At 48.3% G+C, this 14,347-nt stretch carries 10 protein-coding genes and 1 tRNA gene; all 11 read right to left on the minus strand.

The annotated features are described in order from the left end of the window. On the minus strand, positions 1-483 hold a 483-nt coding region (locus GY683_RS00635; RefSeq protein WP_297286912.1), incomplete at its 3' end, for a bestrophin family ion channel. A gap of 3 nt (positions 484-486) precedes the next feature. After that, positions 487-1,371, minus strand: a complete 885-nt coding sequence (locus GY683_RS00640) for a M23 family metallopeptidase (protein ID WP_297286921.1) — start codon at positions 1,369-1,371, stop codon at positions 487-489. A 181-nt stretch (positions 1,372-1,552) separates the two neighbouring features. Further along, on the minus strand, positions 1,553-3,271 hold the full coding sequence (locus tag GY683_RS00645; protein WP_297286913.1) for a fructose-specific PTS transporter subunit EIIC: 1,719 nt from the start codon (positions 3,269-3,271) through the stop codon (positions 1,553-1,555). An 83-nt stretch (positions 3,272-3,354) separates the two neighbouring features. After that, positions 3,355-4,299: a 1-phosphofructokinase gene (gene pfkB / locus GY683_RS00650; protein ID WP_297286914.1), complete on the minus strand. Its 945-nt coding sequence runs from the start codon at positions 4,297-4,299 to the stop codon at positions 3,355-3,357. Beyond that, positions 4,299-7,154, minus strand: a complete 2,856-nt coding sequence (ptsP, locus tag GY683_RS00655; protein WP_297286915.1) for a phosphoenolpyruvate--protein phosphotransferase — start codon at positions 7,152-7,154, stop codon at positions 4,299-4,301. Before ptsP ends, pfkB begins: the two co-directional genes overlap by 1 nt. A gap of 192 nt (positions 7,155-7,346) precedes the next feature. Next, positions 7,347-7,703, minus strand: a complete 357-nt coding sequence (locus tag GY683_RS00660; protein ID WP_297286916.1) for a SirB2 family protein — start codon at positions 7,701-7,703, stop codon at positions 7,347-7,349. Positions 7,704-7,710: 7 nt separating this feature from the next. After that, positions 7,711-8,187: a transcription elongation factor GreA gene (greA, locus tag GY683_RS00665; RefSeq protein WP_297286917.1), complete on the minus strand. Its 477-nt coding sequence runs from the start codon at positions 8,185-8,187 to the stop codon at positions 7,711-7,713. A gap of 132 nt (positions 8,188-8,319) precedes the next feature. Continuing rightward, positions 8,320-11,556, minus strand: coding sequence for a carbamoyl-phosphate synthase large subunit (gene carB / locus GY683_RS00670; protein ID WP_297286918.1), 3,237 nt, complete (start codon positions 11,554-11,556; stop codon positions 8,320-8,322). A gap of 43 nt (positions 11,557-11,599) precedes the next feature. Further along, positions 11,600-12,799: a glutamine-hydrolyzing carbamoyl-phosphate synthase small subunit gene (gene carA, locus GY683_RS00675; protein ID WP_297286919.1), complete on the minus strand. Its 1,200-nt coding sequence runs from the start codon at positions 12,797-12,799 to the stop codon at positions 11,600-11,602. 309 nt (positions 12,800-13,108) lie between these two features. Further along, complete coding sequence (locus GY683_RS00680; protein ID WP_297286920.1) at positions 13,109-14,182, minus strand: DUF475 domain-containing protein; 1,074 nt, start codon at positions 14,180-14,182, stop codon at positions 13,109-13,111. Between the two features lie 74 nt (positions 14,183-14,256). After that, positions 14,257-14,341 (minus strand) — tRNA-Leu (locus tag GY683_RS00685). Positions 14,342-14,347: the final 6 nt, after the last annotated feature.

Below are 14,347 nucleotides of genomic sequence, written 5' to 3' on the forward strand. Positions count from 1 at the left end.
AAGCACCAGCTGCGGCGCATTGACATGCTGATTAAATCGATCTATCTCGTCTTGGTCGATCGGATGATAATGCGTGAACTGCTCAACACTCGCCGGCTGTCCGCGCAGACGATTGCGCAGCAGACCAACAAATATCAACATGTCCGTTAGCAGCTTATCTCTCTGGCGAGGTTCTAAAAAATGACTGTCACGGGTTAGGTGTCGCGTATTGGCAATCATCGCACCCCACAGCTTTCGCCCCTCCCACCATCTGTCATAGCAGGCAGTGTTGCGAAACCCCAAGAAGATCGACAACACCACGCCAAATACGGTAAAACCCACCGCAGGCACGCCCGTGACAGTATATGCCTTATAGTGGGTAAGCATCCATGCCACCATGGACACTGCCATCAAGATGAGCACCATGGGCAGTACTTTTGGCAGTATCGTACCACGCCAAACGAACAATAGCTTTAGACTGTTGCTTTTATCGCGTACTATCATGGATTATTTTAGGACAGACAGCGGATCGATGTAGCTTGAATTACGAGAAATGCGAAATTCGAGCAATGCCGCACCATCAGGCTGAGCGCGCATGCTTGCGATCTTTTGACCTGCTTGCACGGTCTGACCTGACTTAACTTCTGCATTTTGGATGTGGAAATAGTTACTCACAAAGCCATCTGTATGGGCAATGGCGATCATCGCGCCATCGATGTTACCATCTGCATGAATCACCGTGCCCGAGCGACTGGCCAGTACTGCATCGCCCCCACGACCAGAGAACCACATGCCCTGACTAGTGACACTTTGACCATTAATGGTGGTCGTACCATAGCGGCGAACCACAGGATTGCTGCTGCCCACAGGATAGCGGAACTGCATCAGACCTGCACTACCCACTGATAGTGGCGCATTTGCAGCAGGTGGTGGCGTGTAGCTTGGCGCAGGTGGTGGAGGTGGTGGCGTGGTCGCACGAGGTGGTGTACTTGCCACAGGTGCGGGCGCTCTGGTTGTGGTTGGTGCTGGGGTTCTTTGGGCAGATGGCGTTGGGGTTCTGCTGGTCATATCGCCTTTACCTTGCCATAGGGTTAAGTACTGCCCCGTGTAGATGGTGTACTTAGAATCCAAGCCATTCATTCGCCCTAGCTCACGCCAATCAAGCCCATAACGCTCTGCAATCTTACTGACGGTATCGCCCTGCTTTACCATGTAGCGATTTGGTACGCCGCGACTATTGGTCACGATTTTTTGATTGCTCGCCCCGCCATTGTAAGTTGGTTTGCTTGCACAGCCTACCAATGTCAAAGCACCACACGCACCAATCAATAGCGCGGTAACTTTTAAGGGTGCCATGAGTGAGTTTGTTGTTTCTTTGTGGGCGACATCCATCACAATAACCTCTTATATACAGCTTGATGATTTATTTTGGCAAATTATAGGCAAAATCCAGATAAACATAACCGCCCAATTTGGGCGGAGTTTATTGTAACACAACCATAAAAAACATCAAAACCCATCACAGGACAGGTTTTCATGTTTTTGTCAAAAAAAGATGAATTAAAACAATTATTTACAATTTAGCAAAACTAATTTTATAACCTTGAGCGATATTCGGCTTTTCGCTACGCTTGATGAATGCATAGATCACGCCTGTTGCGACAGAGCCCACCGCAATCGCCACCAGATACATCAAAGGCTGCGACACAAAAGGAATCACGAACAATCCACCATGAGGCGCTTGCAAAGCAATACCAAGACCCATCGAGATCGCGCCTGTGATTGCGCCACCGATGAGCGAGGCGATGATCACGCGTGCAGGATCTGCCGCAACGAATGGAAGCGCACCTTCGGAGATGAAGCACAGACCCAGCACAAATGAGGCTTTACCTGCATTGCGCTGGTTTTCATTGAATTTACGGCGAGCGATCCAAGTTGCGATCGCCATGCCAATCGGTGGCACCATGCCAGCCGCCATGGCAGCAGCGATTGGGGTATAGACACCAGAAGCAATCATGCCCACAGAGAAAGTGTAAGCTGCTTTATTGACAGGTCCGCCCATATCCGCACACATCATCAAGCCTAGGATGATCCCTAGAATGATGGCATTGATCTCACCCATGGATTTTAGCCAATTGGTCAGCATCTCCATCAGTGCTGCCACAGGTGGGTTAATGGCATATACCATCAACAGCCCCACGATGAGCGAACCCAATAAAGGCAAGATCAGAATCGGCTTGAGCGCAGAGAGGCTCGGCGGCAGCTTAATGGTACTATTTAAGAATTTCACCGTATAGCCTGCCAAGAAACCAGCAACAATACCGCCCAAGATGCCCGCGCCAGCTGTTGTAGCCAGCATACCACCGATCAGACCCACCGCCAGACCAGGGCGATCTGCAATCGAGAATGCCACATAACCCGAGAAGATGGCAATCATCAAATGAAATGCCGCGCCGCCACCGATGTCCATCAGTGCTTTTGGCAGACCAAAGGCGATCGCTTGATCCTTAAACGCCTCCACGCCGAACATGAACGACATGGCGATCATCAGACCGCCCGCCACCACAAGCGGTAGCATGTGCGACACGCCTGTCATCAAGTGTTTATAGATGCCTTTTTTCTCATCAGTATCTGCTGCCTGTGCAGAATTTGTCGCACCGCCTTGATAGATTGTCGCTTGACTTAATGCCTTATCAAATTCCTCCGCGGTCTTCTTTAGGGCGAGTCCTGTCGAAGTGCGGTACATTCTTTTGCCTTGGAATTTTGACAGATCAACATCAATGTCTGCCGCCACGAACACCAAATCAGCTGCAGCCACTTCGTCAGCGGTGATGGCATTACCAGCACCCACCTGCCCACGAGTCTCAACCTTGACATTCCAGCCTTGTGCTTTGGCGTAGTTCTCGATCGCTTCTGCCGACATAAAGGTATGCGCCACCCCTGTCGGGCAAGCTGTCACTGCCACGACATTGAGCGGCTGATTAGATGGCGATACAGCACCTACAGCACTCATAGATTCTTGAGCTGACACAGGTAGTAGTTTATTTAGATAATCATCTTGATCAAATTGCGCTTCATCTAAGGCATCTTGATTTAGATAAATGATCTTGCCCTCGACAGCCTGACGATCGCCAATGATAATCTTGTGCGCATGTGTTGCCTTGTCATCAAGACTTACCGTAGCAGGGACTGCTCTGTCTTGTAGCGCCTTTGCCAGTTTCTTGGCAAGTAGTAGCGAATAAGCCGATCCCTGCTTTGGGACAATCACATAAGAAGTGGATAAAAATTGCATGAAATTTTCCTACATTAGGACAATAATATCAGTCTCAAGGCAGCGTTTTAGCTCAAAAGCTGCCAAGAAACCATCAAATAAATCTAATCATCAGCAGCTTGACGAACTTCAACCTGTGGCAACAATCGGGACAATTCATCATCATTCGCCGCGCGAAAGCCAACAATACTCACCGCATGAGCAGACAAGGCAGTCGCACGCGCCAAAGCATTCAGGTCATCTAAGCCTTGTAATAGCCCTGCCATCATGCCTGCCACCAAGGTATCGCCTGCACCTACCGTGCTAACAACGGTCATTTTTGGTGGTGTCGCTTGATACACCTTATCACCAGAGAACCAGTTCACGCCTTGACTGCCCATTGACACGATGACGTTATCAATGTCCAAATCAACAATCAGCGCGCGCTGTTCTTGAAGGGTCTTTGCAGGTTTATGAAATACTTCAAACAGCTCATCATCATTAGGCTTGATGAGCCAAAGTTTATGTTTAAAGGCAACTTTTAGCGCGTCGCCGCTGACATCAACCGCCACTTTATCACAGGCTGCTGTTAGAGCGCTGAGTAGTTTATCAAAATCGCCAACATCAAAGCCTTGCGGCAAGCTGCCTGCCACCAAGACGGCTTGACACTCTTTAGCCAAATCACCAAGCTGCTTGAATAGCATTTGCTTGTCAGCATCACTCACCAAAAAGCCTTTGCCGTTAATGTCGGTTGTCGTGCTGTTATCAGTGATCTTTATGTTCGTGCGAGTCTCGCCTGCCACACGCACAAAGCCATCTTGAACCGATCCGCCCTGCATTGTCTGACGGTCTGTGAATAACTGCTCAAAGATGGCGGCATTGTCCGCACCCAAAAAACCCGATGCAATGGTATCAATACCAAGATCAGCAAGAATCTGAGCGGCGTTTAGCCCTTTGCCAGCAGCATCTGACTGAGATGATAAGGCGCGATTCACCTCGCCCACTCGCAGCCCATCCACCGATACTGTCATGTCAATGGCGGGATTTAATGTGATACATAATACTGACATCAGCTACGATCCTTATCAGTTAAGGCGCGCACATCGCTGGCGGTTTGACATGCCAAAGCTCGCTTGGCAAGGTACTGACAATCCGCCAAATTCAGCCCGCGAATCTGATCTTTGACCAAAGCAATGCTCGATACCGACATACTAAGCTCATCGACACCAAGCCCCATCAGGATAGGTACTGCTTTTTCGTCGCCGGCAAGCTCGCCACACACACCCACCCATTTGCCATGAGCGTGCGCCGCCTTGACCGTATGATCGATGAGTGTCAAGATGCTAGGATGCAGACCGTCCGCATCTTTTGATAAAATTGGATGACCGCGGTCGATCGCCAAAGTGTACTGGGTCAAATCATTCGTACCGATACTAAAGAAATCCACTGCCTTGGCAAACGCGTTCGCCATGATCGCCGCGCTTGGCACCTCGATCATGATGCCTACTTGTAGATTGTCATGCGGATATTCTGCCAACACCTCATCTAAGATCGCTCGAGCTTGCGTCCACTCCTCAAGCTGCCCCACCATCGGGAACATGATTCGAAGATCTCGACCCTTGGATGCACGAATGAGCGCAATCAGCTGATTCTTAAGAAGTTCTGGTTGCTTTAATGTTAGACGAATGCCACGCACTCCCAAAAATGGGTTGTCCTCGCTCGGCATGGGCAGGTATGGCAAAGGCTTATCCCCGCCAACATCCAAGGTGCGCACCACCAAAGGTTTACCTTCTAGCACATCAAAAACTTTCTCATAATCACGAATCTGTGTGTCAATATCTGGCACCTGTCTGTGAGCCATAAACACAAGTTCGGTACGAAGCAGCCCCACCGCCTCAGCGCCATTATCCACAGCAGGCTTGGTGTTATCGACATTACCCAAATTCACCGCCACCTCAACGCGATGACCATCCTGTGTGATGGCAGGCTCATGCGCGTGCTGATGAGCGATACGTTTGCGCTCTTTTAGGGCAAGTTGTTCTTTTTGACATGATTCGATCTGCGCTTCACTTGGCTCAACCACGAACCAGCCTTCGCCTGCGTTCATCAGAACTTTAGCGCCTTGATCGATGTTTAGAACTTCTGCGCCTGCACCCACCAGAGCAGGAATCCCTAAGGCACGCGCAACGATAGCACTGTGTGAGCTTGCACCGCCCACCGCTGTTAGAATACCCGCCACTCGCGCAGGATCTAGACTTGCCACATCTGATGGCATCAGGTCTTCTTTGATAAGCACATATGGAGAATCAGGTTCGCTCGGAAGCTTTTGCCCTGTCAATGCAGACAGCACCTTTTGACCGACATCTCTTAAGTCCGCCGCGCGCTCAGCCAGCAGGTGATTGGCGACTGATGATTGTAATTTTGCCATCGTCTCGATATGAGCGTGCCAAGCCGCTTCAGCAGACAGCCCATCATCGATACCGTCTTTGGCGCCAAAAGTAATCTCTTCATCTTCTAATAGCGCCAAATGAGCGGTAAAAATCTTAGCAATCGCGGCGCTCTTAGCATGGCTAATGGTTTTCGAAAGCTCTTGTTTGGCTACCTCAATTGCATTCATGAGTCGGGAAAATTCCGCCTTCGGATCACTGGAGGTCGCTGGATATTCAAACCGCATCTGACGAACGACATGAGCCTCACCCACCGCCAGACCCGATGATGCTGTGGTTGCCAAGCTCTTTTCGCCTTTGACGATTGGGCTGGCTTTATCACTAAAATCAAGCACGATTGGCGCTGCTTCATTGGCTGATGTAGTCGCAGCCAATGCTTGTACGCTCTCACCCAATCCATCAGCCACCGCCTGAGTTAATTTATCTAGGTGCGCCACTGCATCCGTATCAGGCTCTGCGATGAATTTTAGAGTCTGACCACGTACAGCGCCAAGTGATAACAAGCGCGATAGGCTCTTGGCTGAGACATAAAATCCATCATCCACCGCGACTTTAATCTCGCCATTAGCTTCCTTGGCAAGGCTAGAGAGTGCAGTGGCAGGACGTGCGTGTAACCCGTGTTCGTTTAGGATAATGGCTGTCTTGGCCACCCAAGATTGGCTAGATTCTGCGCCTAACAACTCTATAATCTTGGCGGTGTCCGCGCCATCAACTGCTGTGGCGAACTCATCATCAAGCATGGCATCATAAGCTTGACTTAATTTCTTAGCATCTAAATGCTCGTTAGCGACCACCACAGCCACAGCTTTTGGAGTGATGTTTTCTTTGGCGATGGCGATGGCGAGCGCCGATTGATTGATCTGCTCGCTCTTGCCTTGAATGGTGATGCATCTGATGTTATTAACTAATGATGTTGATTGGCTGGGCAGTGCAGATATGCCATTGATCACGCCTGATGACTTTAGTGCATTTAAGGCGGTAAAATAAAGCGCGTCTGAGTCTTTGGCACCATCGTCTTGCTTGATCAGATTCTCATGCAATAAGAATGACAATGGTACACCTTGAATGATGGCAAGCACATCCTTTGGCGTCTTGGCAGATTTAACTTTGTCCGATACATCATCAGACAACACCTTGGTGAGCTGTTTTAATACTTGCAGGTGCTCATCGGACTTGGCTGCGATGACTGCAGCCAGATACACCACATCGCCCTCGTCATTCCAAACGACCCCATCAGCAAAATGCACCAAGCGCACGCCCGTCTGCATGATGGCATCGCGAGAGGTAGGCGTCCCATGTGGAATGGCAATGCCCTGACCCAAATAAGTCGCCGACTGCGCTTCGCGGTCTTTTAGACCTTGTAAATATTCTGGCGTGGTCAAAGCGTCTTCGACGAGTACACCACCAAGCACCGCTAATGCTTCGTCTTTATTGGCGGCATGGGCATTCATGCGGATGTCTTTTGCCGTTAATTGCATGTCATTCCTTAGGCACAAACCTGTTTGATCGCTTGGACGAGCCGAGCGATTTGTTTGAAATTTATAAACTCAAAAATTAGCTAATTTTACCATTTTTGGATGGTCAAAATAATCACTTTTCTCAATATTTTTGTAAAAAACAGCAGACCCAACTTTGGATCTGCTGTTGTTAATAATTGCCTACTGCAAAAGTTACATGCCTGGCTTGGTATATGCCAAGATGACGATGATCAAGTAAGCCATCGCAGCAAGAAGCATGCCTGCTCGAGCCTGTACATTGGTGTTGGTCGGACGGATGGCCTTAATGTTCGCCGATACCGCAACGAATAGCAGCACCAATTTAGCGATCGCCCAATGCTGTACGCCCGCCACTTGGGTTAATTGCCAAAATAGATACAGACCCGTACCCACCAGCAGCAAATAAATCAGATGGCTAGCCCCCTTAAAGGCGCGCGATAATACTAGCTGCTTACCACTAAAAACAAAAATCATCTGATATAAGAACAAACCTAGCGTGATCAGCGCCATGAGCATGTGTAGATGTTTCATGACAATCCTATTCGTAAATAACTTCTAAAATCTCAAACTCTACCAAGCCGCTTGGGGTTTGGATCTTTGCTTCATCACCTTCGGACTTGCCAACCAATCCACGCGCGATGGGAGAGTTTACAGAAATTTTACCTGTTTTAAAATCAGCCTCATCATCACCCACGATCTTATAACGACGCTCTTCACCATCATCGATGTTCTCAAGAACCACTGTCACACCAAAGACCACACGACCATCTTGGGGTAGCTTGGTAGGATCGATGACTTGAGAGCCGCCAAGCTTGGCTTCGATGTCACGGATGCGCGCTTCGCACAAGCCTTGTTGTTCACGCGCGGCATGATATTCGGCGTTTTCTTTTAGGTCGCCATGCTCACGAGCCTCTGCGATCGCGTTGGTGATGCGTGGACGTTCAACGGTTTTTAGCTGTTTTAATTCAGCTTCTAAAGCGGCATGGCCTTCTGGGGTCATTGGATAACGCTGCATGATTTTCTCCATGAATAAATACAAATAGTGAAAAACACCACGCCAAAAAAGGGTGGTGTTTTTTATCAGTTAGAATATTGGCTAATGGTATCAGTTTTAATTCAAAAACTCAAGCCGAATTCATCTACCATCTTAGGCGTGCAAGTCTTGCAGCTTATACACATCAAAAGGCAGCTTGATTTCATAAGCCTTACATACTGCTTGTGCTGCTGACATTGTGGTCACATGGAACACTTTACCTTGTAGCGCACTGCGACGGATAGAGAAAGAATCCTCTTGAGCTTGCTTGCCTTCAGTGGTGTTAATTACGATTGCGATTTCGCCGTTTTTGATGGCATCCACGATGTGCGGACGACCTTCGGTGACTTTATTCACACGCTCACAATCGATCCCAGCTTCTGCCAGCACCTTTTGCGTGCCGTCAGTTGCCACCAATTTAAAGCCATAATTAACCAAAGCTCGTGCCACTTCTGGCGCGTATTTTTTATCACTGTCGCGCACTGATAGGAACACAGTCTTGGTCTCGCCCTCAGTCGGTAGACCTGGCAGACGCTCATTCGAGCCGATGATAGACTTATAGAACGCTTCTGCGAAAGTCTTACCTACGCCCATCACCTCACCCGTTGACTTCATCTCTGGTGATAGGATTGGATCCACGCCAGGGAATTTGGCGAATGGGAATACCGCTTCTTTCACTGAGTAATGGCTTGGGATGACTTCCTTGGTGAAGCCCTGCTCCGCCAATGTCTTACCTGCCATGCAGCGAGCAGCGATTTTCGCCAATGAATTGCCAATGCACTTAGACACGAAAGGTACGGTACGGCTGGCACGCGGGTTAACTTCTAGGATATAGACGGTATTATCCTTAACCGCGTACTGTACGTTCATCAGACCCACAACACCAAGCTCTTTCGCCATGGCAATGGTTTGCTCACGGATTTGATCTTGGATTTCTTGGCTTAGCGAATAAGGAGGTAATGAGCAGGCTGAATCACCAGAGTGAACACCAGCTTGCTCAATGTGCTGCATGATACCACCGATAACAACTTCTTTGCCGTCTGACACACAGTCCACATCCACTTCAATCGCATCATCTAGGAATCTGTCTAACAGTACAGGTGCTTCGTTCGATGCTTGAACGGCAGTTTTTAGGTAATGACGCAGCTCATCTTCATTATAGACGATTTCCATCGCGCGACCACCCAATACATAAGATGGGCGAACAACCAGCGGATAGCCCACCTCTTTAGCACGTACTAGACCTTCATCAGTACTGGTAGCAAGCGCGTTTGGTGGTTGATTTAGGTTTAGCTGATGCAGCATGCGTTGGAAGCGCTCGCGGTCTTCAGCACGGTCGATCGCGTCAGGACTGGTACCAATGATAGGCACGCCCGCCTCTTCTAGCGCTCTTGCTAGCTTCAATGGTGTTTGGCCACCATACTGCACGATGACACCCTTTGGGTTTTCAGTGCGGACGATTTCTAGTACATCTTCTAGCGTCACTGGTTCAAAGTACAGACGATCAGATGTGTCGTAGTCTGTAGATACGGTCTCTGGGTTACAGTTCACCATGATGGTCTCATAGCCATCTTCGCGCATCGCAAGTGCTGCATGCACACAGCAATAGTCAAATTCAATGCCTTGACCGATACGGTTTGGACCGCCGCCGATGACCATGATTTTGTCTTTGTCGGTTGGGCGAGACTCACATTCCTCGTCATAGCTAGAATACATATACGCGGTTGATGTCTCAAACTCTGCCGCACAGGTATCCACACGCTTGTACACAGGATACACGCCCAAGCCCCAACGATGCTTGCGGAATTGCTTTTGGCTGATGCCCATCAGATTGGCAATGCGCAGATCGCTCATGCCTTTACGCTTAAACTTACGGATATTATCAGCGTTTAGGTCGCCAAAGCCCAGTGATTTAATTTCATTTTCGGTTTTTACAATGTCTTCGATTTGGATTAAGAACCAACGATCAATCTTCGTCAATTCAAACACATCATCCAAACTAAAGTCATGACGGAACGCCTCAGCAATATAAAAAATACGCTCAGGTGTCGGAATGCTTAGACGATTCTTAATCTCTGACTCGATGGCGTGAGTTGATTTACCAGTTAGATCGATGATCTCATCAAAGCCTGTCGCGCCAGTCTCAAGACCACGCAATGCTTTTTGCATTGATTCTTGGAAATTACGTCCAATCGCCATTACCTCGCCCACAGATTTCATCTGCGTAGTCAGTGTTGGCTCAGCTTGTGGGAATTTTTCGAAATTAAAGCGTGGCACTTTGGTAACCACATAGTCAATCGATGGCTCGAATGATGCAGGTGTCTTGCCGCCTGTGATGTCGTTCTTAAGCTCATCTAGCGTATAGCCGACCGCCAGCTTAGCGGCAATCTTAGCAATCGGGAAACCTGTTGCTTTTGATGCCAATGCAGATGAACGACTGACACGTGGGTTCATCTCGATGACGACCATGCGACCATTGTCGGGGTTGATACCGAATTGAACGTTTGAACCACCTGTCTCTACACCGATCTCACGCAGTACAGCGATAGACGCGTTACGCATGATTTGGTATTCTTTATCGGTAAGGGTCTGGGCAGGTGCGACAGTGATGGAGTCACCTGTGTGCACACCCATTGGGTCAAAGTTCTCGATAGAGCAGACGATGATGCAGTTGTCTTTTTTGTCACGTACTACTTCCATCTCGTATTCTTTCCAGCCGATTAGGCTTTCATCGATCAGAAGCTGATGCGTTGGTGATAAGTCAAAACCACGCTCACAAATCTCAATAAATTCTTCTTTGTTATAAGCGATACCACCACCAGAGCCACCCATGGTGAACGATGGACGGATGATCACAGGGAAGCCAAAGCGCGATTGAATCTCAAGCGCCTGCTCCATCGTCTCAGCGATGTCTGCGCGCGGGCACTCTAGGCCAATTTTCTTCATGGCTTTGTCGAACAATTCACGGTCTTCAGCCTTTTCGATGGCTTCTTTGGTCGCGCCGATCAGTTCACAGCCATACTTAGCAAGCACGCCATGCTTATCTAGGTCTAGCGCACAGTTCAGTGCTGTCTGACCACCCATCGTTGGCAGGATCGCATCTGGGCGTTCTTTTTCGATGATGCGCTCAACCGTCTGCCAAGTAATCGGCTCGATGTAGGTCGCATCTGCCATCGCAGGGTCGGTCATGATGGTTGCTGGGTTTGAGTTCACTAGGATAACTCGATAACCCTCTTCTTTTAAGGCTTTACAGGCCTGGGCACCCGAATAGTCAAACTCACAGGCTTGACCGATGACAATGGGACCTGCACCGATGATTAGAATGGATTGTATGTCGTTACGTTTTGGCATGGTTTTTCTCTGTCTTAGTTTATTTAATTTTTATTGAGTAATTTTAAGCTTTGGCTTTTTCCATCTCACTTACAAAGCGATCAAACAGCACAGCGCAATCATGCGGACCAGGGCTTGCTTCTGGGTGTCCTTGGAAACTAAAGGCAGAGTGATCGGTCAGCTCGATGCCTTGGTTTGAACCATCGAATAATGAACGATGTGTCACACGCACGTTGCTAGGCAGGCTATCTTCATCCACACAGAAACCATGGTTTTGGCTGGTGATCATCACTGTACCATCGATGATGTTTTGTACAGGATGGTTGGCGCCATGATGGCCAAATTTCATTTTGATGGTTTGCGCGCCACTTGCCAAAGCCAACAACTGATGACCCAAACAAATGCCAAATACAGGAATGTCCGTATTAGTAATCACATGACGAATCGCATCGATGGCATAAGTACAAGGCTCTGGATCGCCAGGACCATTAGATAGGAAGATACCATCTGGGTTATGTTTTAGAACTTCATCGATCGGCGTGGTCGCAGGCACTACCGTCACATGACAGCCGCGATCGGCGAGCATTCTAAGGATGTTCGTCTTAACACCAAAGTCATATGCCACGATATTAAAGCGCTGCTCAATATCCGTACCAATCTTGGCAAAACGGCCGCCAGTTTCGGTGATCTTGGCATTTCGACCGTCGTGCGCCAGCTCCCATGAACCCTCTGTCCACTCATAGCCGTCTTGGTCGCAGCATACTTTTGCCAGATCCAAACCCTTCATGCTTGGTGCATTTTTTGCCAGTTCGATTGCTTTTTGTTCGTCAATCTCGCCATTAGCATCAGCTGTTAGGATGCAGCCGTTTTGGGCGCCAGTGTTACGAAGCAGTGTGGTTAGACGTCGCGTATCGATGTCGCCAATCGCCACCACGCCGTGCGAGATTAGGTATTCGCTCAACGACTGATCAGCACGGAAGTTACTGTGCAGTAGTGGCAGATCACGGATGATCAGACCGCTCGCCCACACCTTATGAATACGACCCGATTCGCTGTCTTCGCTGTTGCAGCCAGTGTTACCGATGTGCGGATAGGTCAAGGTAACCATCTGATTGGCATAGCTTGGGTCGGTTAGAATTTCTTGATAGCCTGTCATGGCGGTGTTAAAGACAACTTCACCTGTCGTCTGACCGTCTGCACCGATGCTTACGCCACGAAAAATGGTTCCGTCAGCTAAGGCTAAAATGGCTTTTTTTGTTGTCATGACACGCTCCGAACATGAATGGTGTGAGATTACTTGTTATAAAAATTTGCAATGATGTGAGTGCAAGATGGGCAAATTTTAGACAAAATTTTTTGGCAAATACGCCACACTTTATCGAATCATACACCCACAAAAAAAGCGAACAACTTAGAAAAATCAAATAACTTAACTTGCAAGATAGGCAAAACTTAAGTTATCTTTTTTCTTTTTTGCTCGCTTTGGCACAGATTTGAGTTATTATACATAACTTTACAAAAAATGGCTAGCGCTTTTTGCATTTTTTACCCTAGCCATTTTAAGATGATTCACCTATGCCGGATTTCGTCTGTTGTATTGGATGGAGTTATACACCGACAGCGCGATGAACGCCACACCAATCAGACCTGTTACAATCTCAGGCACGTGGAATTTGGTCGATAGCAGCATGATGATCGCCAACGCACCGATGGCATAATGCGCACCGTGTTCTAGATAGACGAATTCACTCAGCGTGCCTTTATCCACAAGATAAATCGTCATCGAACGCACGAACATCGCACCAATGGCAAGACCGATCATGATGATCACGACATCATTGGTGATGGCAAATGCACCAATCACCCCATCAAAACTAAACGACGCATCCAGCACCTCTAGATACATAAAGCCTGCGATGCCACCCTTTAGGATGGTCGGTGATACGCCTGCGGTGTTGGTGATGGGATTGCCCTTAGCGTCATACACGATCTCGTCAGGATTGCTTTCGCCTTCTAGCAGTGCAGATAAAACACTTACGCCAAGATATACCAAGATACCCCAGATTCCCGCGACTAGAACAACGCCCTCTTTGGCTTCATCCACCCAACTCATCGAGATCATGAGCACAACCAATGCGACAAACACACTCATCGCATCCACCTTGCTAAACTTCACCAGTCGTGACTCTAGCCAATTAAACCAATGAACGTCTTTATCACCGAACATGAATTTTAGAAACACCAATAACAAGAACATCCCACCAAACGCAGAAATCTCCGCATGATGCGCGTTCAGATGTTCAGAATATTTGGTAGGATTGTTGAGCGCCAGATCGATCACTTCAAGCATGCCTAGATTGGCGGTCACCGCCACGATGACAATCGGGAACACCAAGCGCATGCCAAATACCGCGATCAACATACCAACGGTTAAGAAGATTTTTTTCCAAAAATCATTCCAGCCCTTTAGGATAGAGGCGTTTACCACAGCGTTATCAAAAGACAGTGACACCTCCATGATTGCCAAAATTGCGGTCACGCCCAGCGCCACAAGCAAGCCTGACATACCACCACGCGAATAGCCCCACCACGCAGCGATAAAGAAACACACTATCGTAAAAATAATATCAAATAAAAAATGTCGCATATCAAACCTTATGCCAAATATTCATTTAGGCATACAAAGAAAACCAATAATCGTCTGATTATTGGTTTTGAATATGGTGGGGACGGAGAGACTCGAACTCTCACACCTCGCGGCGCTGGAACCTAAATCCAGTGCGTCTACCAATTCCGCCACGTCCCCAAGTTG

The sequence above is a fragment of the Moraxella sp. genome, assembly GCF_024227015.1.
GTDB lineage: Bacteria > Pseudomonadota > Gammaproteobacteria > Pseudomonadales > Moraxellaceae > Moraxella.

What these genes read in the sequence shown, in the direction of transcription:
- GY683_RS00640 (WP_297286921.1), bottom strand. Translation starts at nt 1,371, where the DNA reads ATGGATGTCGCCCACAAAGAAACAACAAACTCACTCATGGCACCCTTA.
- GY683_RS00645 (WP_297286913.1), bottom strand. Translation starts at nt 3,271, where the DNA reads ATGCAATTTTTATCCACTTCTTATGTGATTGTCCCAAAGCAGGGATCG.
- pfkB (WP_297286914.1), bottom strand. Translation starts at nt 4,299, where the DNA reads ATGTCAGTATTATGTATCACATTAAATCCCGCCATTGACATGACAGTA.
- ptsP (WP_297286915.1), bottom strand. Translation starts at nt 7,154, where the DNA reads ATGCAATTAACGGCAAAAGACATCCGCATGAATGCCCATGCCGCCAAT.
- GY683_RS00660 (WP_297286916.1), bottom strand. Translation starts at nt 7,703, where the DNA reads ATGAAACATCTACACATGCTCATGGCGCTGATCACGCTAGGTTTGTTC.
- greA (WP_297286917.1), bottom strand. Translation starts at nt 8,187, where the DNA reads ATGCAGCGTTATCCAATGACCCCAGAAGGCCATGCCGCTTTAGAAGCT.
- carB (WP_297286918.1), bottom strand. Translation starts at nt 11,556, where the DNA reads ATGCCAAAACGTAACGACATACAATCCATTCTAATCATCGGTGCAGGT.
- carA (WP_297286919.1), bottom strand. Translation starts at nt 12,799, where the DNA reads ATGACAACAAAAAAAGCCATTTTAGCCTTAGCTGACGGAACCATTTTT.
- GY683_RS00680 (WP_297286920.1), bottom strand. Translation starts at nt 14,182, where the DNA reads ATGCGACATTTTTTATTTGATATTATTTTTACGATAGTGTGTTTCTTT.